The sequence below is a fragment of the Pseudomonas hunanensis genome (assembly GCF_013393325.1).
Classification (GTDB): Bacteria; Pseudomonadota; Gammaproteobacteria; order Pseudomonadales; family Pseudomonadaceae; genus Aquipseudomonas; species Aquipseudomonas putida_P.
In genome coordinates, this window is record NZ_QJRC01000061.1 from 1 (window position 1) to 26,230 (window position 26,230).

Here is a 26,230-nt window from a genome sequence, read left to right on the forward strand (position 1 = left end):
CTACAAACGAGCGGTGCAAGTGCTTTAGAAGGTACTGACGAACACAACCTGGCTGTACAGGTTGTTGTTGTCATTGCCCAACTGTGTACCGCCTTGCTCGGCACTGCGCTCAGGCGTGTACAGCCCCACCAGTGGCACTATCATCAGGTGCTCGTTGAGGGTCCACTCCGCATACAGGTCCACCTCGTGGCCATCTACATTGCCCAGGCTGCGGTCGATCGTGTCGAACTTGAAGCCCATCAGCCCCACGTTCAGTGACGAAGCCGGGCTTACCGTCAACCCCACCTTCTGGATCCGCGCATTACTGTTGAACGGCCCGGCATAGTTGCCCGCCACCTCGCCTTGAAACCAGGTGCCCAACCCACGGCCCAGGCCATAGAACAGCGTGTCGTATTGCTCCGAGAACCGGCTGTAGCGGTAGCTGACGTTCGGTGCCCAGGGCAGGTCGGCAAAGGTCCAGCCAGCTTCCAGATACCAGGCGTCTTCAGTCGCGGCGTGCGGTTTGTCCTGCTTGGCATATTCGCCAGACAGGAACAGGTTCTCCACCCCGGCATTGCCCTGGCCACGAATGCTGTAGGTCTTCATGCCGTCGCGTTCCTGCTGCATCGGCGAGGCGTATTGCTTGTCGATATGGGTGGTGTCGATGTAGGTCAGCCCGACCGTACCCGCGTCTGCCACATGCTCCAGGGTGGCCACATGCATTTCGGTGTTGGCCTGGGCGCGGTTGTCCGACTGCAGCCACATCAGGTCGCCGCGCCAGCCTTTGCTGCCGCCAAGGCGCAACACGGCGGTTTTGTCGAAGCTCTTGCGCGCAGCCAGGTAGTACGCGCCGCCACGGTTGAACTCGCCATTGGCCAGGCCGTGGCCAACATTCAAGGAATCGCCCTGGATCAGGAAACCATCGCCTACCGCGACCATCTGCTTACCAAACGACAGGTCGATGCCGTCTTCGCCAAGCAGTGGCACCAGGTTGCCGGACTTCCAGCCCAGGTAGGCGTCCTCGATCTTGGTGGTGCGTTCGCTGCCATCGCTGAAGCCGGCGGCGTCGCCGTCGCCCCAGGTGCCAGAGCTGAGCAGGGCGAAAGCGCCGTACAGCGAACCGGCACTGCCCAGGCGTTGGTCACCGCTCAGGCCGTATTTTACATAGCCCTCGCGCCATGATGTGGAGCCGGGCTGGTCGCGCACGACGGCGTAGCTTTCCTCGCTGTGGAATACACCGAACACGGCTTCGACATTGGCGTTCAGGTGGCGCTCGGCATCGCTGTAAAGCTCCTGCGCGCAGGTGCCCAGCGAAGCCCCGGCCAACAGTGCGGCCAAGGTGAGGCGGAATGGGCGGTGGTGCATGGTCTGGCTTCCTTTGTTATGGGTTTGGCAGAAGTCCTGAAGACATGCCAGTGATCATGCAGGAAGCCTCGGCGCGGGCTTTTGCCCTGGCTGCCAGTTGCCTTTGGCGTTGTGCCAGGCCGATAAAAACACAAGGCCCCGTGAAGGGGCCTTGGTGGGAATGCCTTGAAGGAATGCGTTATTTGAGCCCGGCGAGGAAGCAGGTCACCGCCTGGCGTTCGCCAGCATCCGGCAGCCCGGCGTAGGGCATGTAGGTGCCGGGGACTGCGGCCTGTGGTTGCTCGATGAAGGCGCCGATGGCTTGCGCCGTCCAGCTGGCCTGGCGGCTCTTCATGGCCTGCGAGTAGTTGGCGCCTGGCACGCTGCCAGGTGTACGGCCTACCACGTCGTGCAGGTTGGGGCCCATCATTGCCGGGCCGCCCTTTTGTGCCGAATGGCAGGCTGCGCAGTCACGGGCAAACACCTGTTCGCCTTGCTGGCGTTGTGGCGCGGCGCAGTCTTCGGCCAGGGCAAGGGGGCTGACCAGAGTGGCGAGCAGGAACGGGATTGCGAACTTGTGGGGGGCGAGGGTGGGCATCACGCACGGGTCCTGGGTGGGTTCTTGTCGGTATTCGGCTTGATTGTGCGCCAGCGTCGGTCGCTGGGTTTTGTTGTGCCTGCCAAGGTGTTTTCTGGTATTGCCACAGCGTTGTCGGTACCGCTCAATTGGCATGCTGACGCCGATACTCCCCAGGCGTTACCCCAAATCGCGCCTTGAATGCAGTGCTGAAATAGCTCGAATCCGAGAACCCCCAGGCATACCCCAGCGACGACACCTTCTGGTCCATCGCCGGGTTGCGCAGGTGCTCGGCGCAGAAGTCGAGGCGGCGGTTGCGGATGTACTGGGCAATCACCAAGCCATGCTTGGCAAAGATGCGGTACAGGCTACGCATCGAGATCCCCACTTCGCGGGCAATGAACTCGGGGGTGAGCTGTTCGCAGGTAATACGCTGGTCGATCAGCGCCAGGGCCTTGCGGAACATGCGCTCGTGGCTGCCGGGCACCGTGTCGTGGCTGATGGCTGGGCGCAGCAGGGCGATCAGTGCGTCGAGCACGGCCTGGCTCTCATGGTCGCTCATGTGCCGGGTACGCCCCGTTTCCAGCATCATCAGCCGGGCCATGTTGGCCAGCGGCGTTTGCGCCTCGATACGCTTGGCGCAGGCGACACCGGTGCCACGGGTGCCGCTTTCCACCCGCGCGCGCGGCAAGATCAGCGACAACTGCCGCGAGCGCTGGTGGAAGTGCATGTCCAATGGCGCGCTGGCGTCGATCAACGTGAGGTCGCCAGCTTGCAATTCGATGCGTGCACCCTGGTGTTCGATGTGCGACGTGCCGGCCATCTGCAGCACCGCATAGTAGTTGTCGGCACCGCTGGCGCGGATTTCCCGCGGGCCGCGGAACAGGTTCACCTGGGTCATGTCGACGATGCTCATGGAGATCTGGCCTGCCTGGCACTTTTCCAGCTGGCCGACGAACCCTGGGTCGAGCTTGCGGCCGTTGAAGTGGCCACAGGCTTCATTGACTTGGCTGAGCCAAGCCTGGAAACGGTCGTCGGTAATGCGGGTTGCAGGGATCATAGGGGCCTCGCACGGGGTAGCGTTGTAACGGGTCGCTTGGGCGACTCTTGGGAGATAAAGTTTAAAATTCACTTGAATATTCAAGCAAAAAGCGAGCCCTATTGCCGATACGAAACATGTGGATACACCCCAAGTCGTTGATATGAATAGCTATTAAATTTGTGTGCTGGGTCTGGTTTGCTCCTTGGCGGGATTTTTATGAGGGCTATTGGTGCAGCACTGTGCAGATACTTCCCACCCGATGTTTCGTCACCGCGGCTATCTGACAGGCATAAAAAAGCCCGCTGAGCGGGCGGGCTGAAGGTACAACGCTTGCGTGATGCTTCAATGGCCAAGGCCGTCGCCGATGGCGATGCCCCTGGCCCGCATGTCTTCGATCAAGCCGGCGCGCACATGAGGCAGGTTCAGCATACTTTGCTGGCGCACACGGTGTACTTCCGCGCCGGTATAGGCCGCCCACTGTTCAGGCGAACTGTTACCGGCCATGCCATCGCGCATCAGCAACCAGTTGAGCAGGTCGGCGATCTGCTGGTCGTTCAGCGCCGACTGGGATATGCCCGGCACCCGCACCAGAAACTCGCGGCCACCGGGCACCCGCAGGAAGTTGCCGACAAAGCCCTGCATGCGCGGTGTGTCGTTGGCCGCCGAGCCTTCGCCATGGTCACGGTGGCAGCCGGCGCACTGCAATTGGTAGTTCACCGGCACCGAGTAGCCGGCCTGGGCGATCGGTACCGGTGGTACTTCGTTGCCGGGGGCAGGCCGCTGGTTGGGGTTGGGCAGGGTCCTGGCCTGGGCCACGGGGGCCAGCAGGCACAGGAGCAGCAACAGCGTCACACCGCGCATGGCGCTACACCGCCACGCCACGGATGATGGTGACGGTGCAGTTGTAGATCTTCGAGGCTGCACCCAGGCACCAGTTGATGTCGTTGTTGTTGAATGGCCGGTACAGCGGCTGTTCATCGTCGTTGCGCGAGCAGGCGCACTGGCCGCAAGCGTGCTTACCGCAGCAGTCGTTGTACGAGATGATGTAGTTCTTGCCGTCGGCCGGGTTGCGGCAGGTGCCGATCCAGGTCACCAGCGAGGCTTCGGTGCCAGGCGGGCAGGAGGTGATCGAGCCGCCGCAGCACGAACACAGGAAACCGTCGATCGAACAGTTGCGCCAGTAGTCGCAGCTGGTCGGGTCACCTGGGTCGCCCATCTTCGGCTGCTCGGCGGCCAATGCCTTGGCGGTGCGGTCGATGGGCAGCAGTACCGGCAGGGCGGCGCCGGCGACGATCAGCGAGCCCAGCCGCGCCAACACTTTGCGCCGCGAAGTGGTATCGGCGACATGGCGGCTGGAGCGTTCAAACAGTTTGTCGAGAAAACTCATGGTCGGCTCCGCGGTCAGTGCTGCGCGCTGTGCTGGTGGGTGTGGGCGTGTTCGTGGTCATGGCTGTGCGACGGGGCGCCGTGCAAGTAGTGCTGCAGGCTGGCGCTGCCCAGGTGCAGGGTTTCGAACAGGCTGTCCAGGTGTTCGCGCGAGTTGACCAGGCCTTTGGCGCGCAGGGTGCCGGCTGCGTCGATCAGTACGGCGTAGGGCAGTTTGCCGATCTGGTAGGTCATGCCCACCTCCGGGCCGACTACGTAGCTGGCTTGCTGCAGGCCGTTGGCTTCGATCAGTGCCTGTTGCTCGGCGAAATCACCGTCGCTGACATAGATCACGTCCAGCGAACCGCTGTTGTCCCTGGCAATCGATTTCACCGCCGGCAGCAGCGATTTGCACACTGGGCAGCCGGGGGTGAGGAAGAACAGCAACTGCGAGCGTTCGCCGCGGTAGCCGATGTTCACCGGGCGGCCGTGGCGGTCGGCGGCAGTCACTTGTGGCGCGGGGTCGTTCACGGTGACGCCTTTGTCCACCATCAGCGCGCCGGCCGGGGCGATGCGCCCGTGCAGCACGCCAATCTGGCGCACGAGGGCCATGACGGTGAAGGCGACTGCGATCAGCAGCAGCCAGAGCAGTATGTTCGATGCGATAAGCAGTTGCATGGGGTTATCTCCCGTTCAATTTGGCAAGACGCGGTTGGTTGGCCAGCAGGCCATCCACCGCGACATGAAGCAGCAGCGCCACGGCTGCCGCCGCGCTCACCACGAAAATATCCAGCACGCCCAAGGCGCGTTCGGCCACGGGCCATGCGGCAAGGCCGGCGAGCAGGGCGATCACCAGGTTGCGCAGCAGCAACACCGGGCGCAGTGGCTGCGCGGCGCCGGGGCCAGAGCAACCGCAGTCGATGTCACGCCGGCCACGCCAAAGGTTCAGGCCGATGGCGCTGGCGTACAGCGCCATCAACAGCGCCACCCCCAGTGCTGCATCGGTGCGCCAGGCGGGCAGCAGCAGGGCCAGGGCCAAGGCCAGCTCGATCAGCGCCAGGCTGGCGGTGGCGCCTGGCGCCAGCGGAGCCGGCAGCAACTGATAGGCACGCACAATGGCGTTGAACGCGCGCCGGTCACGCAGCTTGTGGCTGGCAGCGCTGGCCAGCAGTGCGGCGAGTGCGGTGCTGCTGGCAATTACGAGGACAGGGTCGAGCATGGTCCGATCTCCTGCTTACCAAGGGGCCAGGGTGAGCACAGGCGTGTCGGCGATCTGGTCCATCGCGCCGCTGTGCTTGTTGCTGGTGAGGTCGAAGAACTGCACGCCGCCTTCCAGGTCGGTGGCCACCAGGATCGGTGCCTTGTCGTGGCTGGCTTGCAGGCTCCATACGGGTTTGGGCGAGTCCAGAGTGCCGAGCTTCTTGCCGGTCTTGAGGTCGAACGCCCAGATGGTGGTGCTCGGGTCTTCCCATTTGCCGTCGGTGTGCTGGTCGTGCATCAGTGCATACAAGCGGTTCAGGCCTGGTGCCACGGCCAGGGCCTGCCAGCCGCCCGGTGCCCAGCCTTGCTTGCGCTCTTCGTCGCTGACCAGCGACCAGGTGGGCAGCGGCTTGGCCTTGCCGCCCTCGAACGCCACCGGGTACACCTCACCCTGAGTGGTGGTGAAGTAGTAGGTGTCGCCGTTGGCAATGGCGCGTTCGTTGAGGCGCACCTTGTTCGGGTCGAAGAATGGCGTTTGCGTGCGTGATACTTCCTTGCCTGCGTCATCCAGGGTTACTACCAGCAGTTGGCCGTCACCGCACAGGGACGCAAAGCTGCGCTTGCCTACCGGGTAATTGAGCACGCAGCCGCTGATGGGCACTTCACTGGCGACCTTGCGCGCCTGGGTGTCTACCACGGTGACCGAAGTCGACGGCGTCAGGTTGAAGACGTAGGCCAGCTTGTTGTCGGCGCTGACACCCATGGCGTACTTCTCGGTCAGGGTCGAGGCGCGCTTGGCAGGCAGCACCACCTCCCAGGTCGGCTGCAGGGTCTGGGTGTCCCAGGCCACCAGCACATCCGTGCGTTCGCCGTAGGTGCCGCGCGAGTAGAACAGGTTGGCCGAATACAGCGTGCGGTTGTCCGGGCTCAGCGCGGTGGGGGCGACGAAGGCGTTGGTGGTCATGCCGAGCATGCGCTTGGCCTTGGGGTCCACCACCACCACCTTGCCGGCGATGGGGTTCTTGAAGTCCACATCCAGGATGTAGACCCGGTGAGGGTCTGGCGGGAACGGCAAGGTGTTGTGGCCGATCTCTTCGGCGGGCAGGTCGGCCCGCACCGCACTGCTGCCTGCCGCCAAGGCCAAGGCCAGGGCTGCCGAGATGCTGAGCCTGTCGACGCGACGCATTGGCTATCTCCGATGTTGTTATGGTTTGTGCAGAAATCGCAGTCATCGCAGTGTGCCGCCTGGCCAGCAGGGGGGATTTGGCCTGCGTGACATTCTCTTGAGGCTGCCTGACAAAACGCTGCAGAGGGCTGGCAGGCGGGCGGGCAGGCGCTTGAAGATCGGCCCGGCGCCACGTTGGCGCCGCCATCCAGGAGTGCATGTCATGAGCGATATCCCGCTGTTACCCGCCGTGGTCGAGTTCCTCGCCAGGCCCCATGGCCATTTCATCGAGGGCCGCTACCAGGCGGGCGAGGCCGGGCCTTCGGTGGACATTCACGACCCGTCCAGCGGCGCGGTCATCAGCCGTGTGGCCGAGGCAAGCGCTGCCGAGGTGGCACGTGCCGTGCGCAGCGCCCGGCAAGCCTTCAAGGGCAGCTGGGCCGAAGTCTCGCCATACCAGAAAGGCGTGGTGCTGAACCGCCTGGCCGACCTGATAGAGGCCAATGCCGAAGAGCTGGCGCAGTTGGAAACCCTGTGCTCGGGCAAGTCGATCAACCTGTCGCGCGGGCTGGAAATTGCCCAGAGCGTGGTGTTTTTGCGCTACTTCGCCGGTTGGGCGAGCAAGATCACCGGGCAGACCATGACCCCCTCGCTGCCTTCGTTTGGTGGTGAACGTTATACCGCCTTTACCCTGCGTGAGCCGGTGGGTGTGGTGGCCGGGATCGTGCCGTGGAATTTCTCGGTGATGATTGGCATCTGGAAGATCGCGTCGGCGCTGGTCACCGGCTGCACCATCGTGGTCAAGCCCAGCGAGTTCACCCCGCTGACCTTGCTGCGCATCGCCGAGCTGGCGGTCGAAGCCGGGGTACCGGCCGGCGCGTTCAACGTGGTCAACGGGCGCGGCCAAGCGGGCCAGATGCTGATCGAGCACCCCGAGGTGGCCAAGGTAGCGTTCACCGGCTCGGTGCCGACCGGCATCGCCGTGGGCAAGGCGGCCATGGCGGCCAACCTGACCCGCGCCACGCTGGAGCTGGGTGGCAAAAACGCGGCGGCGCTGTTGGCCGACGTGGATGTCGACGGCGCGGTAGCCGGCATCGTGCAAACGGCCTATGTGCACCAGGGGCAGGTGTGCGCCTCGCCGGAGCGCCTGTATGTGCACCGCAGCCGTGTGGACGAATTCACGGGCAAGCTGGCTGCCGCGCTGGGGCAATTGAAGATTGGTTCGGCACTGGACCCGGATGCCCAGTTCGGCCCTTTGGCCAATGCCACGCATCTGCAGAAGATTCTTGGCTTCTTCGAGCGGGCCCATGCTTCTAACACCGTGGTGTGCGGGGCCAAGGCCGTCGAGCGACCAGGTTACTTCGTCGAGCCCACGGTGGTGCTGGCCAACGACGCCCGCGACCCGTTGCTGCACGAAGAAACCTTTGGCCCGATCGTGTGCATATTGCCGTTCGATGACGAAGCGCAGTTGCTGGAAATGATGAATGACAGCCCTTACGGGCTGACCGCCAGCCTGTGGACCAACGACCTGTCCAAGGCTCTGCGCCTGATCCCGCAGATCGAGGCGGGTACGGTGTGGGTCAACATGCACACCTTCCTCGACCCGGCGGTACCGTTTGGCGGGACCAAGGCATCGGGGGTAGGGCGTGAGTTCGGCAGTGCGTTCATCGAGGATTACACCGAACTGAAGTCGGTGATGATCAGGTACTGACCTGCCTACTGGCGCGCGCCTGTAAGGTGGGGCGCGCCCGGTTCCATGCAGTGGCGGTGAGTCATGGCGTAGAATTCAGGTTTTACCCGAGCCTTGCCCCATCATGCTGCCCATCGCGCTGCTGCCAACCACCGCCGACCAGGCCCCGCTGATCCGCAACCTCTACCAGTACTATTCCTATGAGTCGTCCGACTGGGAGCAGGAAGATGTCGAGGTGGATGGCCGCTTCTACATCCACGACGAGCACCTGCAACGCTACTGGCAGGACGACGGCTGGGCCGCGTACCTGGTGCTGGCGGACGGTTTCATCGCCGGCTTCGTGCTGGTGGAGCGCAGCGAACTGCGAGGTATCGATGCACGGGAGCTGGCCGATCTGTTCATCCTGAAAAAGTACCGCCGTCAGGGCATTGGCCAAGCGGTGGCGTTGCAGTTGCTGGGCGGCGAGGGTGACTGGCTGCTGCGCTGCTACGCCCAGGACCCGCCCGCCGTGGCGTTCTGCAAGGCCGTGCTGGCGAACCTGTCGCGCCCGGCACAGGCAATCGCCTTGTACGATGAACCGGACTTGCTCAATTTCCTGGTGAGCGGTGCCCGCCACTGAAGGGTGAGAAAGCGACATTTTTGTGAGCCGCTTCACAAAATCGTCATGAGCGGCATAATGCCATCAACGCTTTCCAAAACCCGGCCGCCGCAAGCCGGGGTCCCTTTCATGCGCTTCGAAGGTTCAGGTAAAGTTCATGTCGCTAGCTGCAAACCCCGACATCATGTACCGGCTGTTGATCCAGAGCGTGGTGGATTACGCCATCTACCTGCTCACCCCCGAGGGTATCGTCGCCAACTGGAACCCCGGTGCCCAGCGCGCCAAGGGCTACCATGCCGATGAAATAATCGGCCAGCATTACTCGCTGTTCTACACCGATGCCGAGCGCGCAGCCGGGTTGCCAGCGCTTAACCTGGAGCAGGCGCGCAGCACGGGGCGTTTTGAAGAAATGGGTTCGCGCCTGCGTAAAGATGGCTCGGCCTTTCTTGCCCATGTGGTGATTGAAGCGGTGTACGACGATGCCGGGCAACTGGTGGGTTTCGCCAAGGTCACCCGCGATGTTTCCGAGCGTCATCGCCAGGAACAGGAGTTGTTGCAGGCCAAGGAGCTGGCCGAGCAATACAGCCAGGAAATGGCCAAGCTCTCGCAGTTTCTTGATTCGGTGATCGCCAACATCCCCGCCAGCGTCATTGTCCAGGACCTGGAAAGCCAGCGCATCTTGCTGGCCAACCAGCAGGCCGAACGCCTGTTTGGCGGGCCGGGGCGCAGCATGATTGGCCAGTTGCCCGGCGAATGCTTGGCACCGGCCGCTGCCGATTATCTGGAACAGCAGCTGGCGCGCGGTGCCCGCAGCCCCAAGGGGCATGCCGCTGAAACGCGTGTCGATACCGCCCGTGGCCCACGCACCTTGCGCAGCCGCACCTTGCTCAGCCAGAACCGCGAGGGCCAGGCCGACTACGTGTTGTTCGTAGCCGAAGATGCCACCGAAGAGCTGGCCGCCCATGCGCAGATCCACCACATGGCGCACCACGACGCGCTCACCGGGTTACCCAATCGCACGCTGTTCAATGAGCGCCTTCGCCAGGCGCTGGTGCGTGGTAGCGAAAACGCCAAGCTGACCGCCGCACTGTGCCTGGACTTGGACAACTTCAAGAACATCAACGACTCCCTCGGCCATGCCTTTGGTGACAAACTGCTGCGCGAGTTGGGCAAGCGCCTGCGCCGCGAGTTGCGTGAACACGACACCTTGGCCCGCTTGGGCGGTGACGAGTTTGCCGTGGTGCTGACGGGCCTGGAGGGGCGGGATGCCGCGTGCAACACCGCGCATCGCCTGATCAACGCCATCAGCCCGCCGTTCCAGATCGAAGGCCACCAGTTCAGCGTGGGGGTGAGCATCGGCATTGCCATCGCCCCGGATGACAACGACCAGGCCGAGCAGTTGCTGGGCTACGCCGACATGGCGTTGTACGAAGCCAAGCGCAATGGGCGAAACCGCTACGAGTGCTTCGACGTCGAATTGGACGTTGCCGCCCGCCAGCGCCGCCTGGTGGAAACCGACTTGCGCACCGCGTTGCACCTGGGCCAGTTGCAGTTGCATTACCAGCCGGTGGTCGACCAGCAGACCAGCAGCGTTACCGGTTATGAGGCGCTGCTGCGTTGGGAGCACCCGACTCGCGGCATGGTCATGCCCATGGACTTCATCCCCATTGCCGAAGAAACCGGACTGATCCATGAACTGGGCAACCGCGCACTCAACCTGGCCTGCCAGGAGGCCGCCAGTTGGGACAGTGAGCAGACGGTGTCGGTCAACCTGTCGGCGGTGCAGTTCAAGAACGCCAACCTGGTGCACACCGTGGCCTTGGCGCTGGCCGACTCGGGCCTGCCGGCGCAGCGACTGGAGCTGGAAATTACCGAGTCGGTATTGCTGGGCAACAGCGAGGAAAACGTGCGTACCCTGCGTGCGTTGAAAGACCTGGGTGTGTCCATTTCTCTGGACGACTTTGGCACCGGTTACTCATCGTTGGGTTACCTGCGTTCGTTCCCGTTCGACCGGATCAAGATCGACAAGTCGTTCGTGCATGACATGTGCGACAGCCGCGAAGCGATGTCGATCATCCGCGCCATTACCGACCTGTCCAACAGTTTGATGATCAAGACCACGGCCGAAGGTGTGGAGTCGGAGGAACAGATGCGCCGGCTGGCGGCGGAGGGCTGCTCGCACTTTCAGGGCTACCTGTACGGGCGGCCAGCGCCGGCGAGCGAGCGGTTGAAGCAGGTGGTAACCCTGAGCTAACCCGATGCGCGGTCGTGCAAGGGACCGCGCCAGCTTTCAAGGTTAACTGTTCCAGTCCGGCGCAAACGCCGGGCTCACCACGCGCTGATCTTTCGGCAGCCCGGCAATCGCCGCGCGGTCGTCTTCATCCAGCTGCACATTCAACGCTGCCAGGTTGGCCAGCTGGTTTTCCCGGCTGCTAGCCTTGGGGATCGCCGCCACGCCGTCCTGGTCCAGCAGCCATTTCAGCGCCACCTGGCTGGGCAGCACGCCATGCTTGCGGGCAATCGCCTGGATCACCGGCTGCGCGGCTGCCTGGCCACGTGCCAGCGGCGTATAGGCAGTGAGCAACAGGTCATGGCTGCGGGCGTAGTCGAGCAGCGGTTGCTGGCCGAGCAGCACGTGGTATTCCACCTGAATGGCCGACAATGGCGCACCCAGCGTTTCCACCACCTGGCGCAGCAGCCCCAGCGGGAAGTTGGCCACACCGATGTGGCGCGTCTTGCCCTCGTCACGCAGGGCTACCAGGGTGTCGATGCTGCGGGCCAGGTCCCAGTCCTTGCCGGGCCAGTGGATGTGAAACAGGTCAACCTGTTCGGTACCCAGCGCGCGCAGGCTGTCTTCCAGCGACTGGCGCATGGCTTTGGGCTCCAGGCGGTCCCACCAAACCTTGGTGGTCAGATGGATTTGCTCGCGTGGCACATCGCTGTCGCGCAGCGCCTGGCCAACGGCCGCTTCGTTTTCGTAGGCAGTGGCGGTGTCGATGTGCCGGTAACCCACGTCCAGTGCCTGGTGCACGGCCTGGGTGCATTCACTGCCGGTCATCGGCCAGGTGCCCAGGCCGATTGCAGGCAGGTCCAGGCCGTTACGGGTGGTGAGCCTTTGCATGTAAATTCCTTGTAGAGGGTGCAGGAGGTGGGTCGATGGTCGGTGATCAACAGCACACGGGCCATGCGTGCAAGGTGGAAAGTGGTCGATCAGCGAACAGAAATCGCACTCAGCCTGGACAAGCGGCAAATCAACTTCCTTATGCTGCGGCATCTCTTCTAGAATTCGAGCTGTTGCATCCGCCAGGCCAGGCCTGCGCGGCCTTCCCTGGGCGTGGCATGGCGCCGCGCCGTCATCGAGAGAGCCATGAGTTCCAGCACACCGCTGTCCGGCGTCAACCAACCCCTGCGCGGCATAGCCTTGGTGGTGGTGGCGACGTTCCTGTTCGCCAGCCACGATGCCTTGTCCAAATTCCTCGGCGGCCTGTACCCGATCGTCATGGTGGTGTGGGCGCGTTATGTGGTGCATACGCTGCTGATGGCCGGCATCTTCCTGCCCAAGTCTGGCCTGAACGTATTGCGCACCCGTCGGCCGCTACTGCAAACCTTGCGGGCCCTGAGCCTGTTGAGTACCAGCCTGCTGTTTACCACCGGCCTTCAGTATTTGCCGCTGGCCGAGGCGACGGCGGTCAACTTCCTTGCCCCAGTGCTGGTCACCGCGCTGTCGGCGCCGCTGCTCAAAGAGCGGGTGACGGTGGGGCAGTGGGTGGCGGTGGTACTGGGTTTCATTGGCGTACTGGTGGTGGTGCACCCGGGTGGGGCGATGTTTACCCCGGCCATTCTGTACCCGTTCGGTTCGGCGTTGGGTTTTTGCTTCTACCAATTGCTGACGCGCATCCTTGCCGCGCATGACAGCCCGACCACCAGCAACTTCTATGCAGGGCTGTGCAACACCTTGGCTATGAGTGCACTGGTGCCGTTCTTCTGGGAGGTGCCGCGTTGGGACCATGCCCTGCTGATGCTGGCACTGGGCGGCTTCGGCATGACCGCGCACCTGCTGCTGACCCAAGCCTTCCGCCATGCGGCGCCGGCGTTGCTGGCGCCGTTCAGCTATTGCCAGATCGTGTTTGCCGGGTTGCTTGGGTTTGTCGTCTATAGCCAGGTGCCGGATACCTTGAGCCTGGTGGGTATTTCGGTGATCTGCCTCAGTGGGTTGGGCGCGGCGTGGATGCAGCGGGGCAAGTAAGGCTGCTTCAGCTACCGGGCCATGAACTGCAGAATGCGCTCGCGCAGCCAGCGCTCGGCTGGGTCGTTGTCCTGGGCGCCGCTCCAGACCATCGACAGCTCGGCTTCGGTGATATCGAACGGCGCCGGGTCGGCGCGCAGGCTGCCGTCGTCGGCCAAGGCGCAGGCGGCATAGTCCGGGACCGTGGCGATCATCTCGGTGTTGCGCAGCAAGGCGCGCAGGCTACCGAATTGCGGTACCGCCAGCACCACCTTGCGGCAACGGCCAATGCGCGCAAGGTCCAGGTCTATGTTGCCGCTCATGTCGCCGGAAAACGACACCATCACATGCGGGCGGGCGCAGTACTCGTCGAGGGTCAACGGGCCGGGGCGGTCATCGGCGCGTAGCACCCGCACGCCGATGTCGCGCAGCTTGCGGCGCTTGGCCGTGGCCGGCAGGTCGGTGGTGTAGCTTACGCCTACCGAGATTTCGCCACTGGCCAGCAGGCCAGGCATCAGCAGGAAGTTGGCTCGCCGTACCACGACGCTGATGTCTGGGGCCTCTTCGCGCAGGGCTTGCAGCAGGGCCGGAAACAGGCCGAACTCGGCATCGTCCGACAGGCCCAGGCGGAACACGTTGCTGCTGTTGGTGGGGTCGAACTCACGGGCGCGGCTGATGGCGGCGGATATCACGTCCATGGCCGGGCCCAGCTCGGCGAAAATCTGCATGGCCCGTGGTGTGGGTTCCATGGCGCGGCCACTGCGGATCAGCAACGGGTCGTCGAACAGTTCGCGCAGGCGGGCGAGGGCGGCGCTGACAGTGGATTGAGTGATGAACAGCTTTTCGCCGACGCGGGTCAGGTTGCGCTCGATCATCAGGGCTTCGAACAGCACCAGCAGGTTCATGTCGACGCGGCGGAGGTCGTTGCGGTTCATTGGCTTCAGGTTCCGGGAATAGAGGGCTGGCGGTGAATTGAAGCATGCGGGAGGCCGGCTTGCATCGTACGAATGTGCCGGCCTCTTGGTGGGCTGGTCGCGCCGCTGTTCAGGCTCACCTGACAGAGCCAGCCTATCAAGCTCCAACAGCCACTCTATTAGAACTCTGCCCAAGCTCGGCTAGTCTTTCCCGTGGCCCCGCGACTTCCGCGACCGGGCGGCGTGACAGCACCTGTGTGCAACGCCGCGCCAACCCGTCGTGACAGCTTCGCAAGCCCCGTGTAGACCTGATGAGGGGTGGCACGAGCCCACATGCTCGGCTGAAAGAACACCTGGCATAGACCGGAAATCTGGATAACCGACCCAAAGGTACCCGCAGATGTCGAACGAATCGAAATGCCCGTTCCATCAAACCGCAGGTGGCGGCACCACCAACCGTGACTGGTGGCCTGACCAGCTCAACCTGAGAATTCTTCACCAGCATTCCTCGAAGTCCAGCCCCGACCCGGACTTCGACTATGCCAAGGCATTCAAGAGCCTCGACTTCCAGGCCCTGAAAAAAGACCTCACCGCCTTGATGACCGACTCGCAAGACTGGTGGCCCGCTGACTTCGGCCACTACGGCCCGCTGTTCATTCGCATGGCCTGGCACAGCGCCGGCACCTACCGCATTGGCGATGGCCGCGGTGGCGCGGGCTCTGGCCAGCAACGTTTCGCCCCGCTCAACAGCTGGCCCGACAACGTCAGCCTGGACAAGGCGCGGCGCTTGCTGTGGCCGATCAAGCAGAAGTACGGCAACAAGATTTCCTGGGCCGACTTGATCGTGCTCACCGGCAACGTTGCCCTGGAGTCCATGGGCTTCAAGACGTTTGGCTTCTCTGGCGGGCGCGCCGATGTGTGGGAGCCGGACGAAGATGTGTACTGGGGTTCGGAAAAGGTTTGGCTAGGCGGCGACACCCGCTACGGCAAGGATCAGCTCAAGGCGCAGGCGCCAGGCCAGGGTGACCTGGTGGCCGAGCCTGCCAAGCATGGCGAAGAACAGAACCGCGACCTGTCGGCCGAGCGGAACCTGGAGAACCCGCTGGCCGCCGTGCAGATGGGCCTGATCTACGTGAACCCGGAAGGCCCGGAAGGTAACCCCGACCCGGTAGCCTCGGGCGGGGACATCCGTGAAACCTTTGGCCGCATGGCCATGAACGATGAAGAAACCGTGGCGCTGATCGCTGGCGGCCACGCCTTCGGCAAAACCCATGGTGCCGGCCCCGCCGACAACGTGGGCCCCGAGCCCGAAGCGGCAGGCCTTGAGCTGCAAGGGCTGGGTTGGGCCAACAAGTTTGGCACTGGCAAGGGCGGCGATGCCATCACCAGTGGCTTGGAAGTGATCTGGACCTCCACCCCGACGAAGTGGAGCAACGAATACCTGAATAACCTGTTCAACTTTGAGTGGGAACTGACCAAGAGCCCGGCGGGCGCACACCAGTGGCGGCCGAAAGAGGGCAAAGGGGCGGGAACGGTGCCCGACGCGCACGATCCGGGCAAAAAGCATGCACCGTCGATGCTGACCTCCGACCTGGCGCTGCGCTTCGACCCGATCTACGAACCGATCGCCCGCCGCTTCAAGGACAACCCTGACCAGTTGGCGGACGCCTTTGCCCGTGCCTGGTACAAGCTGATTCACCGCGACATGGGGCCGCTGGCACGCTACCTGGGCCCAGAAATGCCCAATGAAGAGTTGCTGTGGCAAGACCCGCTGCCCAAAGCCGACCCATCCACGATCGGCGAGCAAGACATCGCGGCCCTCAAAGCCAAGGTGCTGGCCTCGGGCTTGAGTGTGGGTGAGCTGGTCTCCACCGCCTGGGCCTCCGCGTCAACCTTCCGTGGCTCCGACAAACGTGGTGGTGCCAATGGCGCTCGCTTGCGCCTGGCGCCGCAGAAGGGCTGGGCTGCAAACCAGGGTGTGGACAAGGTGCTGGCGGCACTGGAAAAAATCCAAGGCGAGTTCAACAACGGCGGCAAGAAAATCTCCCTGGCCGACCTGATTGTACTGGCGGGTACCGCAGCGGTTGAAAAGGCCGCCAAGGATGCCGGTTACAGTGGCAGCGTGGGCTTCCGCCCAGGCCGGGTCGATGCGTCTGAGGCGCAGACCGACGTCGAGTCGTTCGCCGTGCTGGAACCGCTGGCCGATGGGTTCCGTAACTTCAGCAAGGCCCGCTACAGCGTCAAGGCCGAGAAGCTGCTGCTGGACAAGGCCCAGTTGCTGACCCTGACCGCGCCGGAACTCACCGTGCTGGTGGGTGGCCTGCGTGTGCTCGGCGCCAACCATGGCGGCAGCAAGCTCGGTGTGTTCACCGACAAGCCGGGCACCCTGAGCAACGACTTCTTCCGCAACCTGCTGGACATGAGCGTGGAGTGGAAGCCTACCTCGGCGGACAATGAAACCTTTGAAGGCCGTGACCGCAAGACAGGGCAGGTGAAGTGGAGCGGTAGCCGGGTCGATCTGGTGTTTGGTTCGCATGCCCAGTTGCGGGCGTTGAGCGAGGTGTATGGCAGTAGTGATGGTGCTGACAAGTTTGTGCGGGACTTTGTCGCGGCTTGGCAGAAGGTCATGGAGCTGGATCGTTTTGACCTGAAATAGTGTTATTTGAAGCGGGGGCGCTTTGCGCCCCTTTCGCGGCGCAAGGCCGCTCCTGCAGGTACTGCGCAATCCAGAAGGTTGTGCGGTACCCGTGGGAGCGGCCTTGTGCCGTGAAGGGGCTGCAAAGCAGCCCCCAGGGCCAGTGGCGATCCCGCCAATTCCAGGTCGGATAGATACAAAAACGTCCTCGTCGGTTCTGTTGCAATGCTTCTCAGGCGGCCGGCCTGAACAGCGTGCTCACAACGACAAGGAACCCCGACCATGCAAATGCCCAAGACCCTGAAAATCCGTAATGGCGACAAGGTGCAGCCAACCTTCTCCGCCCAGGAATATGCGGCCCGCCACGCCCGGCTGCGGGCCTACATGGCCGAGCAGGACATCGAGGCGGCAATTTTCACCTCGTACCACAACGTCAACTACTACAGCGATTTTCTCTACTGCTCGTTCGGTCGCCCCTATGCGCTGGTGATCACCCAGCACAAGGTGGTTTCGATCAGCGCCAACATCGATGGCGGGCAGCCCTGGCGGCGTACGGTCGGCACCGACAACATCGTCTACACCGACTGGCAGCGCGACAACTACTTCGTCGCCATCCAGCAAGCACTGCCGCTGGCCTCGCGTATCGGCGTAGAGCATGATCACCTCAACCTGCAGAACCACGGCAAACTCGCCGCCTGCTACCCCAAAGCCGAGCTGGTGGACATCGGTGCGCCGTGCATGCGCATGCGCATGATCAAGTCGGCCGAGGAGCAGGCGCTTATCCGCCACGGTGCACAGGTGGCCGATATCGGTGGGGCGGCGGTGGTCGAGGCCCTGCGTGAGCACGTGCCCGAGTACGAGGTGGCGCTGCATGCCACCCAGGCGATGGTGCGGGAAATTGCCAAGCGCTTCCCGGAGGCCGAGCTGATGGACACCTGGACCTGGTTCCAGTCCGGGCTCAACACCGATGGCGCGCATAACCCGGTGACCAGCCGCCGGGTGGGCAAGGGCGAGATCCTCAGCCTCAATTGCTTCCCGATGATCGCCGGCTATTACACCGCGCTGGAGCGCACGCTGTTCCTCGACCACTGCCCGGACGAGTACCTCCGCCTGTGGCAGGCCAACGTCGAAGTGCACGAAGCCGGGCTGAAACTGGTGCGCCCCGGCATGCGCTGCAGCGATATCGCTCGGGAACTGAACGAGATCTTCCTGCGCCACGACCTGCTGCAGTACCGCACCTTCGGCTATGGCCACTCGTTCGGCACCTTGAGCCACTACTATGGCCGCGAAGCGGGGCTGGAGCTGCGCGAGGACATCGACACGGTGCTGGAACCGGGCATGGTGGTGTCGATCGAGCCGATGATCATGCTGCCCGAAGGGCGGCCGGGGGCGGGGGGCTATCGCGAGCATGACATCCTGATCGTCAACGACAATGGCGCCGAGAACATCACCAAGTTCCCGTATGGGCCGGAGCACAACATCATTCGCAAATAACGAAAGGTGGCGCCTTCTTCGCGGGCCTGCCCGTGAAGAAGGCCAGCCCCAGACAACAAAAAACACTGTATGACCACAAGACCCTGCCTCCAATTAAAAGAACCAGAGGGTACCCCGTCATGTCCAGCACCACCCTGAATCCCTCCACCTTCGAAGGCCCTGCGCACAACACCGAACGCCAGGCCTTGCGCAAGGCCGCCCGTGCCAGCTTCATGGGCAATTTCGTCGAGTGGTTCGACTACGCTGCCTACGGCTATCTGGCCACCATCATCGCCGCCACCTTCTTCCCGCAGACCGACAAGACCACCGGCCTGCTGGCGACCTTTGCGGTATTTGCCCTGTCGTTCCTGGTACGCCCGCTGGGCGGCATTGTCTGGGGGCATTTCGGTGACCGCCATGGCCGGCGCAATGCGTTGTCGTGGTCGATCCTGATCATGTCGGTGTCCACCTTCTGCATCGGCCTGTTGCCCGGTTATGCGCAAATCGGCCTGTGGGCGCCGGGCTTGTTGCTGTTGATACGCCTGGTGCAGGGCTTTTCCGCCTCGGGCGAGTACGCCGGTGCTGCGGCGTTCCTGGCGGAATACGCGCCACCTGGCCGGCGGGGCTTGTACACCAGCATCGTGCCGGCCAGCACGGCGGCGGGGCTGCTGTTCGGGGCGGCGTTCGTCGCGGTGCTGCACGAGCTGCTCAGCAATGAGGCTCTGCACGAGTGGGGCTGGCGCTTGCCGTTTCTGTTGGCCGCGCCGTTCGGCCTGGTGGGGCGCTACATCCGCATGAGCCTGCAAGACACGCCCAAGTTCCTGGAGATGGAGCAGCGCCTGGAGCACAAGGCCGGCATGGCCCCGACACCGCTGCGCGAACTGCTGGGCCAGCACCGGCGCAGCCTGGCCATCGGTATTGGTGTCACCTGCCTGAACGCGGTGGCGTTCTACCTGCTGCTCAGCTACATGCCGACCTACCTGTCCAGTGAAATGGGCATGAGCGAGCGGGATTCGTTCATCGCTTCGACGGTGTCGCTGGCCACGTACATCGGCTTGATTTTCCTGATGGGGCGGCTGTCCGACCAGTTTGGTCGCAAGACCATGCTGGTGGTGGCTTCGCTGTTGTTCCTGGGGTTGACCGTGCCGTTGTTCCGCCTGCTCGACGGGCAGCCGTTGCTGGTGATTCTGACGATCCAGATTGTTTTCGGGGCGATGTTGGCAATGAATGACGGGACCTTGCCGTGCCTGCTGGCGGAAATCTTCCCCACCCGTGTGCGTTTCAGTGGCTTTGCCCTGAGTTTCAATGTGGCCAATGCGCTGTTTGGCGGGACAGCGCCGTTCATTGCCACCTGGTTGATACAGGTGACCGGCAGCAAGCTGGCACCGGCGGGTTATTTGCTGGCGGCAGCGTTGGTTGCTCTGGTGGCCATGCTGATGTGCCGGGAGACGGCCCACACGGCCCTGGAGGATTGACCAACCTGCACCGGCCTCTTCGCGGGCACGCCTGCGAAGAGGCCGGTAAAGCCATTGCAAATGCTGAATCAATGCAACGAAGCTTGCCGCCGCTCCCCCAACGGCGACAAACCAAAGAACCGGCTGTAACTCTTGGAAAAATGCGCCGGCGAGCTGAACCCGCAGGCCAGCGCCACCTCGCGCACCTGCACGTCACTGCGCAGCAGCAACTCCCGTGCCCGAGACAGCCGCAGCTCCAGGTAATACTGGCTGGGCGTGCGTTGCAGGTACTTGTGGAACAGCCGCTCCAGCTGACGCACGGTTATCTCGTTGAGGCTGGCCAACTCCTCCAGCCCCAACGGTTCCTCCAGGTTGGCCTCCATGATCGCCACCACCTGGCTCAGCTTGGGCTGAGCGCTACCCAGCAGGGTGCGCAGCGGTACCCGCTGGCGCTCACGCTCCCCGCGCACGCGGTCGCACAGCAACAGCTCAGCGGCCTTGGCCGCGATGTCCTGGCCACCGGGTTCGCGGGCAACCAGTTGCAGCATCATGTCCATGGCCGCCACGCCGCCCGAGCAGGTATAACGGTCGCGGTCCAATTCGAACAGCTGGCTGGAGATCACGATACCGGGGAAGTGGGCCTGCAACGTCGGCAGGTCTTCCCAGTGGATAGTGCAGCGGTAACCCTTGAGCAATTCGGCCTTGGCCAACAGGTAGCTGCCGGTGCAGATGCCGCCCAGTGGCAAGCGTTGGCGGGCCAGTTGGCGCAACCAGTCGATCAGCGGGCGGTTGCCACGGCTGCGGTCGATCGGGTTGGCGCCGACCACCAGCAGGGCATCCAGTGCGGGGGCATTGGCGATGCTGTAGTCGGGCAATACGCGCATGCCGTTACTGGCCACTACCGGCATATCGTCTGCCGCGATCAGCACGCTGCGAAACAGCGGCTTGCGCGCGGCCAAGTTGGCCATGCGCAAGGTTTCTACCGCCGACGCCAGGCCGATGGTGGTGAAATTGGGCAAAATCAGAAAGCCGAAGGTCTTTACGGAACAACTCTTTACAATAGACGGCGGGAGGTTTGCAGAAGCGGGGTGGACCATTGCGCTGTTCCTGTGCAAGCTGAGGCATTGTTCGTCAGGGGCAGTGAGAAATACAGCCTCGCGTGGTTCTTGTTGTTATGGGTCGTTGCCGGGTTGATCTTACACCCCGTGCGCAGCGGCCAGGAATGGCTCCGCCAACTGGCAGGGCCGACAGTGATTGCACACAGAAGGTGATCGTTCGTGAACCCCGAATCCATGCTGGCGGCGTTGCCAGGCTACGCCATGGCGCCCGAGTCGATCCAGGTGCTGCCTGATGCCAAGGCCTATCGCACCTGCCTGTTCGACCGCATCCGCACGGCAACCCGGCGCATCGTCATCGTCGCGCTGTACCTGCAGGAAGACGAGGCCGGCCAGGAAGTGCTGGATGCCTTGTACCAGGCCAAGGCCGCGCGCCCTAACCTGGAAATCACCATTGTGGTCGACTGGTTCCGCGCCCGTCGCGGGTTGCTTGGTGGTGGGCGTCAACCGGGCAACGCTGCCTGGTACCAGGCTCAGCGCCAGCTGCGCGGGCTGGATATCGCCATTCATGGTGTGCCCGTGCAGACTCGCGAGCTGTTCGGGGTGTTGCACCTGAAGGGCAGCATCATCGACGATTGCGTGATCTACACCGGCGCCAGCCTGAACAACGTCTACCTGCACCGCTTCGACCGTTATCGCCTGGACCGCTATCACCTGTTCCAGTCACCTGAGCTGGCCGATGCCATGGTCGGCCTGGTGCAGCGTCTGCTGCACCCCACCGCCACACCGCGTCTCGACCTGCCGGCGCCGCCCTCTACCCGCAACTTGCGCGGCGACATTCGGCGTTTGCGCGCGCGGCTGCGGCGCATGGCCTACGAGGCGCCGGCCAGCGCTGCGGGGCAGGGGCTACGGGTGATCCCGCTGCTGGGTGTGGGCCGTGGCAACCCGCTGAACCGGGCGCTGTGCGCGTTGCTGGCTGCGGCGCGCACGCAGATCATCATCAGCACGCCGTATTTCAACCCGCCACGGGTGGTGATGCGCGAGCTTGACCATGCGCTTGAGCGGGGCGTGCAAGTTGAGCTGATGGTCGGTGACCGCACGGCCAATGACTTCTACATCGCCCCCGGTGAGCCGTTCAGTGCCAGTGGCGCCTTGCCTTATCTGTACGAAGACAACCTGCGTGCCTTCGCCAGGCGCCGCCATGCCGCGATTGCCAGCGGCCAGTTGCAAGTGCGGATCTGGAACGATCCGGGGCATACCTTTCATGCCAAGGGCGTGTGGGTCGACCAGCGCTATTCGCTGCTGACCGGTAACAACCTGAACCCGCGCGGGTTCAACCTGGACCTGGAAAACGGCCTGCTGATCGATGACCCGCAAGGGCAGTGGCTGGTACCACGGGAAGCGGAGCTGAACGCATTGCGCCAGCATGCGCCGAAGATTGGCTCGGCAGAGGCGCTGGGGGTGAAGGCCGAACATCCCAAGGAAGTACGCAAACTTCTGCGGCGGTTGCGTTTTAGCCGGTTGGAACCGTTGATCAAGCGAGTGCTCTGAGGCCTTGCGTCAGGCAGTGGCACCTTTGCCTGGCGCGGCCCCGATGTCCTTCTTGGCTCGGGGCTTGAGCCGCGATACGGCAAACAGCACCACCGCCAGCCCCACTACCTGGTACAGCGAAATCTCTTCATTCAAGATCGCCCATGAGGCCAATACCGTCAGTACCGGCCCCAGGTTACCCACCGCCGCTGTATGGGTCGGCCCCAGGCGCTGGATCGCCAACGCTACCCAGTAGATCGGCAGCACCGTGGAAAACACGGCCATCAGCCCGGCATTCACCCACACTGCGCTCGGTAACTGCCACAACTGCCCGACCGGCGCCACCATCAGGTAATGCGCCAGCACCATCAGCGAGGAGGCAGTACCGCACAACCCGGCCAGGCGCATCGAGCCCATGCGTTTGAGCATCATGCCGGTGCCGGCGTAATACAGCGCGTAGGTCACCGCGCTGGCGAACACCCACAGCGAGCCCAGCACCACCTGCTGGCCAACCCCGGCGACACTGATGTCGTGGACAAAGGCAATGCCCAGCCCCAGATAGCACAGGCCCATGGCCGACAAAGTGCGCAGGCTCGGCCGTTCACGCAGGGCAATGGCCTGAAACACCAGCACCAGCGTCGGGTAGGTGAACAGGATCAGCCGCTCCAGCCCAGCACTGATGTACTGCAGGCCATAGAAGTCGAACAGGCTGGCCAGGTAGTAGCCAAACAGGCCAAGCAGGGCGACGCGCAACCCGTCACCCAGGTTGAGCGGGGCACTGCCCTGACCACGGCTGGCCCATACCAGCCAGGCGAACAGCGGCAGCGACAGGCCCATGCGCATGGCCAGCAGGCTGATGGCATCCACCGGCCCGGCGGCGTAAGCCAGCTTGACGAAAATGGCCTTGAAGCTGAAGCCCAGGGCCGCCAGTACGGCGTACAGGGCGCCGCTTTGCAGTTGGCGCTGTATCAAGCTGCGGTATGCGTTCATGCGTTACCTACGTGGAAGAAAGGCGAGGCTTATTCTGAACAGAAGGCTGTCGCGCTAGAATCGCTTTTTATAGAACAGGGCATTCGTATTTGGAGAATGGCATGCAATTCGACCTGACTGACCTGCGCCTGCTGCTGGCCATTGCCGCCACGGGCAGCCTGAGCAAGGCGGCTGCGACCTTCCCGGTGGCGGTGTCGGCGGCAAGCAATCGCCTGCGCTTGCTGGAAGAACGTTGTGGCTTGGTGCTGTTCACCCGCAAGGCAGATGGCATGCAGTTGACGCCTTCCGGGCGCCTGGTGCTGGAGGGCGCACGCAGCGTGCTGGGTGAGGCGCAAAAACTGCAGGAGACCTTGCAGCAACTGTCTGGCGAGCACCGCACCACCTTGCGCCTGGCGGCCTCTACGGTGTCCAACAGCACATTGCTGCCGGCAGTGTTGGGGCCGTTTCTGGCGGACTACCCGGAGGTCGACCTGCAACTGATGGAGCACAAGAGTGTGGACGTGCTGCGGGTGGTGGTGGCCAACGAGTGCGAGATCGGTGTGTACGATGGCATTTTGCCCAGCGAGGGGGTGGTATCGCTGCCGTTTCGCACCGAGCGCTTGGTCATGCTGGTGCCCGCCGACCATCCCCTGGCTGGGCGCGAACAGCTGCGCCTGGTCGATGCCCTGGGCTACGCGTTCATTTGCCTGCCGGGTGGGCGGCCGATGCAGCGCTTTGTCGAAGAGCTGGCGATGAACTTGGCCATGCCGCTGAAGGTGCGCGTGCGAGCGCCCAGCTTTGAGGCAATCGCACAGTTGGTGGCACAGCGCGCAGGCGTGGCCATGCTGCCTGAAACCGCCGCTGTGCGTGCGGAGCAGGAGCTGCCGGTACGCCGGGTGGCCCTGGCGGAAAGCTGGGCCACCCTGGAGCTACGCCTGTGTTTCCGTGACTGGGAGCGCCTGAGTTCGCACGGGCGGCAACTGGTGAGTTACTTGTCCGGGCAGCGGCTTACTGCGCCGGGGCCAGGCGAATACCGCTCACCTGCACCTGATCACCGGGCTTGAAGTGGGCATTCGGCGAACGGTAGCGCTGGGTGCTGCCGTCGTCGTGGCGCACCACATAGGCCGCGTCGCTGTGCCCGCTGCCTTGTTGCACGGCGGCACCACCAAAGGCGCCCAGGGCGGCACCTGCGATGGCGCCGAACGGGCCGCCAAGCGCGGCGCCGATCATCAGGCCGCTGACGCCACCAGCGCCATAGCCGACGGTATTGTCGGCGCTTTCCGAGAGCACCTGGTCGGCGCAGGCGGGCAGGGCGATGGTCAGGGTCATCGCCAGAGGGAGCAGAGGATTTTTCATGGTCTTTGGTCCGCAAGGCAGTGTTTGGCGAAAGATCACGCTTCAGCTTTCGTGCCAGTTGGCCAGCCCTTCAGGTACGGCACTATCCGACCAAGTGTGGTCATTACGACCGCGGTTCTTGTGGTGCGAATGACACGATGATGTCAATATGACATGTCGCTCGCACGGGCATCTGCAAGGGCTGGGCTATCATTTGCAGGCAACCGTGCAAGGCCCCTCTGAAAAGTCATCACGAGCGCATACAATCGGGCCTTTCTTCGTTAACCAGATAGGCCAATGCGTATATGGCGCTAGATCCACCCACGATGCTGACCATTTCGGTTGCCTTGGCTGCTGCCGCTGCCTTGTACCTGGCAATTGAATGGCGCAGTGTCCGCGAAACCTCTCTGCTGTTCTGGAGCGCCGGTTTCGCCACCATTACTGTCGGTTGCATCCTGGCTTTGCTGCGCGGGATCGGTTTGTTGTTCATCGGCATCTGGTTCGCCAATGGCTTGCTGGTGGTCGCGCACGGTTTTTTTCTGATGGGCGTGCTGCGATTTACCCAGGAGCGCTTGTCGCGTGCCTGGCTGATGATCGTGGTGGTCTGGTTCGCCTTGCTGCTGTTGCCTGTGGGGCCGCAGTGGTCGAAGGTGATGCTGATGGTCAACTCGTTGCTGGTGGCGGCGTTGACGCTCAAGGCCAGTTTCCTGTTGCGGCCGCATGGCAGATCGCTGAGTGTTGGCGCGGTGCAGTTGCGCTATGTGCTGCTGATTCATGGGGCATTCTATGTAGCCAAGGCGATCATTGCGATTACGCCGGGTACGTTGATTGACCTGGCCACCTTTGGCGGGCTGATCATTCAGGTTTCCCTGGTCGAGGGGGCGATGGCGATCATGCTGATTGCCTTGTCGATGACGGGAACCGTGCGTTACCGGCGTGAGGAACGGATTGCCCGGCTGGCGGCCCGTGATCCGCTGACCGCGCTGTACAACCGGCGAGCGCTGGAGGTGCGGGCTGGGCATTTCTTCAAGGACGTGAGCCCTGCGCAACCTGGGGCGTTACTGCTGATCGACATCGACAATTTCAAGCTGGTCAACGACCTGCACGGGCATATAGCCGGGGACCGCTTGCTGATTGCCTTGAGCGAGATGATTCGCACGGCGCTGCCCGAGCGCTCGCTGGCGGCGCGGTTGGGGGGCGATGAGTTTGTCATCTTGCTGAGTGGGGCGAGTAGTGAACGGGTCATGGAGCTGGGTGGGATGCTGCGTGAGCAGTTCCAGCAGTACGCCTGCAAGACCGTGCCAACGCCGCAGGCGGTTACCTTGAGCATCGGTGCCAACCTGTTCGACCAGCCACCGGCGAGCCTGGCGGCGTTGATCGAGCAGGGGGATGTGGCGCTGTACCAGTCCAAGCGTGGAGGGCGCGACAGCATTCGGTTTGTCGAGCGGCCCATGGCAGACATTAGCCACTAGTCTGTTTTTTGCTTTTGCTTTTGCTTTTGCTTTTGCTTTTGCTTTTAAGCACGCGGTAGTTCAGGCGACGCAGGTTGCGACTTCAGGAGGCCGAGCGCAGGGCTTGCGGAGGGAGGTGACGGGCATGGATGCCCGTCAAGCGCTGGGCCCCAGGATGGGGCCTGCAGCGCGGTCCTCCCGGGAGCAAGCCCGGAGCGAGGGGACCCCG

At 63.3% G+C, this 26,230-nt stretch carries 23 protein-coding genes; 10 read left to right on the top strand and 13 right to left on the bottom strand.

Annotated elements, in window-relative coordinates; translation table 11 throughout:
• Nucleotides 1-24 precede the first annotated feature (24 nt).
• The 8 genes from DM807_RS01825 to DM807_RS01860 form a co-directional block, all read right to left on the bottom strand.
• On the bottom strand, nt 25-1,344 hold the full coding sequence (locus DM807_RS01825) for an alginate export family protein (protein ID WP_179027000.1): 1,320 nt from the start codon (nt 1,342-1,344) through the stop codon (nt 25-27).
• A gap of 178 nt (nt 1,345-1,522) precedes the next feature.
• Complete coding sequence (locus tag DM807_RS01830; protein ID WP_012271867.1) at nt 1,523-1,921, bottom strand: c-type cytochrome; 399 nt, start codon at nt 1,919-1,921, stop codon at nt 1,523-1,525.
• 124 nt (nt 1,922-2,045) lie between these two features.
• Nucleotides 2,046-2,960 (bottom strand): transcriptional regulator FeaR, encoded by a 915-nt coding sequence (feaR, locus tag DM807_RS01835; RefSeq protein ID WP_012271868.1) that lies wholly within the window; start codon nt 2,958-2,960, stop codon nt 2,046-2,048.
• 324 nt (nt 2,961-3,284) lie between these two features.
• Complete coding sequence (locus DM807_RS01840; protein WP_012271869.1) at nt 3,285-3,803, bottom strand: cytochrome c family protein; 519 nt, start codon at nt 3,801-3,803, stop codon at nt 3,285-3,287.
• 4 nt (nt 3,804-3,807) lie between these two features.
• Nucleotides 3,808-4,329, bottom strand: coding sequence for a methylamine dehydrogenase light chain (locus DM807_RS01845; RefSeq protein ID WP_012271870.1), 522 nt, complete (start codon nt 4,327-4,329; stop codon nt 3,808-3,810).
• 14 nt (nt 4,330-4,343) lie between these two features.
• Nucleotides 4,344-4,985 carry a methylamine dehydrogenase accessory protein MauD gene (gene mauD / locus DM807_RS01850; protein WP_179027001.1) on the bottom strand — a complete coding sequence of 214 codons (642 nt, stop codon included), beginning with the start codon at nt 4,983-4,985 and terminating at the stop codon, nt 4,344-4,346.
• Between the two features lie 4 nt (nt 4,986-4,989).
• Nucleotides 4,990-5,526: a MauE/DoxX family redox-associated membrane protein gene (locus DM807_RS01855; RefSeq protein WP_012271872.1), complete on the bottom strand. Its 537-nt coding sequence runs from the start codon at nt 5,524-5,526 to the stop codon at nt 4,990-4,992.
• A 15-nt stretch (nt 5,527-5,541) separates the two neighbouring features.
• Entirely contained in the window at nt 5,542-6,693 is a 1,152-nt protein-coding gene (locus DM807_RS01860) for an amine dehydrogenase large subunit (protein WP_060493316.1), read from the bottom strand.
• 202 nt (nt 6,694-6,895) lie between these two features.
• Here DM807_RS01860 and DM807_RS01865 point away from each other — a divergent pair, with 202 nt between their 5' ends.
• From DM807_RS01865 to DM807_RS01875, 3 genes are all read left to right on the top strand, one after another.
• On the top strand, nt 6,896-8,383 hold the full coding sequence (locus DM807_RS01865) for an aldehyde dehydrogenase family protein (RefSeq protein WP_012271874.1): 1,488 nt from the start codon (nt 6,896-6,898) through the stop codon (nt 8,381-8,383).
• A 103-nt stretch (nt 8,384-8,486) separates the two neighbouring features.
• Nucleotides 8,487-8,981, top strand: a complete 495-nt coding sequence (locus DM807_RS01870) for a GNAT family N-acetyltransferase (protein WP_060493315.1) — start codon at nt 8,487-8,489, stop codon at nt 8,979-8,981.
• Between the two features lie 136 nt (nt 8,982-9,117).
• On the top strand, nt 9,118-11,214 hold the full coding sequence (locus tag DM807_RS01875) for a putative bifunctional diguanylate cyclase/phosphodiesterase (RefSeq protein WP_179027002.1): 2,097 nt from the start codon (nt 9,118-9,120) through the stop codon (nt 11,212-11,214).
• Nucleotides 11,215-11,256: 42 nt separating this feature from the next.
• Here the strand turns inward: DM807_RS01875 and DM807_RS01880 are convergent, their stop codons facing one another.
• Nucleotides 11,257-12,081 carry an aldo/keto reductase gene (locus DM807_RS01880; protein WP_012271877.1) on the bottom strand — a complete coding sequence of 275 codons (825 nt, stop codon included), beginning with the start codon at nt 12,079-12,081 and terminating at the stop codon, nt 11,257-11,259.
• A 246-nt stretch (nt 12,082-12,327) separates the two neighbouring features.
• On the opposite strand from DM807_RS01880, the gene DM807_RS01885 reads away from it, so the two are divergent.
• Complete coding sequence (locus DM807_RS01885) at nt 12,328-13,206, top strand: DMT family transporter (RefSeq protein WP_012271878.1); 879 nt, start codon at nt 12,328-12,330, stop codon at nt 13,204-13,206.
• 11 nt (nt 13,207-13,217) lie between these two features.
• Here the strand turns inward: DM807_RS01885 and DM807_RS01890 are convergent, their stop codons facing one another.
• Nucleotides 13,218-14,120, bottom strand: coding sequence for a LysR family transcriptional regulator (locus tag DM807_RS01890; RefSeq protein WP_012271879.1), 903 nt, complete (start codon nt 14,118-14,120; stop codon nt 13,218-13,220).
• A 379-nt stretch (nt 14,121-14,499) separates the two neighbouring features.
• Between DM807_RS01890 and katG the strand changes: the two genes are divergently transcribed.
• From katG to DM807_RS01905, 3 genes are all read left to right on the top strand, one after another.
• Nucleotides 14,500-16,755, top strand: coding sequence for a catalase/peroxidase HPI (gene katG / locus DM807_RS01895; RefSeq protein ID WP_179027003.1), 2,256 nt, complete (start codon nt 14,500-14,502; stop codon nt 16,753-16,755).
• Between the two features lie 261 nt (nt 16,756-17,016).
• Nucleotides 17,017-18,228: a M24 family metallopeptidase gene (locus tag DM807_RS01900; protein ID WP_012271881.1), complete on the top strand. Its 1,212-nt coding sequence runs from the start codon at nt 17,017-17,019 to the stop codon at nt 18,226-18,228.
• 119 nt (nt 18,229-18,347) lie between these two features.
• Nucleotides 18,348-19,682 (top strand): MFS transporter, encoded by a 1,335-nt coding sequence (locus DM807_RS01905; RefSeq protein WP_012271882.1) that lies wholly within the window; start codon nt 18,348-18,350, stop codon nt 19,680-19,682.
• A 68-nt stretch (nt 19,683-19,750) separates the two neighbouring features.
• On the opposite strand, the gene DM807_RS01910 is transcribed toward DM807_RS01905, so the two are convergent.
• Nucleotides 19,751-20,758, bottom strand: coding sequence for a GlxA family transcriptional regulator (locus DM807_RS01910; protein ID WP_012271883.1), 1,008 nt, complete (start codon nt 20,756-20,758; stop codon nt 19,751-19,753).
• A gap of 180 nt (nt 20,759-20,938) precedes the next feature.
• On the opposite strand from DM807_RS01910, the gene pssA reads away from it, so the two are divergent.
• Nucleotides 20,939-22,267 carry a CDP-diacylglycerol--serine O-phosphatidyltransferase gene (gene pssA / locus DM807_RS01915; RefSeq protein WP_179027004.1) on the top strand — a complete coding sequence of 443 codons (1,329 nt, stop codon included), beginning with the start codon at nt 20,939-20,941 and terminating at the stop codon, nt 22,265-22,267.
• Nucleotides 22,268-22,276: 9 nt separating this feature from the next.
• Here pssA and DM807_RS01920 read toward each other — a convergent pair whose 3' ends face one another.
• A complete protein-coding gene (locus DM807_RS01920; RefSeq protein ID WP_060493312.1) occupies nt 22,277-23,236 on the bottom strand; it encodes a DMT family transporter in 960 nt (319 codons plus the stop codon).
• A gap of 101 nt (nt 23,237-23,337) precedes the next feature.
• On the opposite strand from DM807_RS01920, the gene DM807_RS01925 reads away from it, so the two are divergent.
• Complete coding sequence (locus DM807_RS01925) at nt 23,338-24,279, top strand: LysR substrate-binding domain-containing protein (RefSeq protein ID WP_012271886.1); 942 nt, start codon at nt 23,338-23,340, stop codon at nt 24,277-24,279.
• Here DM807_RS01925 and DM807_RS01930 read toward each other — a convergent pair.
• A complete protein-coding gene (locus tag DM807_RS01930) occupies nt 24,224-24,571 on the bottom strand; it encodes a hypothetical protein (protein WP_012271887.1) in 348 nt (115 codons plus the stop codon). The genes DM807_RS01925 and DM807_RS01930 overlap by 56 nt on opposite strands.
• A 305-nt stretch (nt 24,572-24,876) precedes the next feature.
• Here DM807_RS01930 and DM807_RS01935 point away from each other — a divergent pair, with 305 nt between their 5' ends.
• Nucleotides 24,877-26,022 carry a GGDEF domain-containing protein gene (locus DM807_RS01935; RefSeq protein ID WP_041166473.1) on the top strand — a complete coding sequence of 382 codons (1,146 nt, stop codon included), beginning with the start codon at nt 24,877-24,879 and terminating at the stop codon, nt 26,020-26,022.
• Nucleotides 26,023-26,230 lie beyond the last annotated feature (208 nt).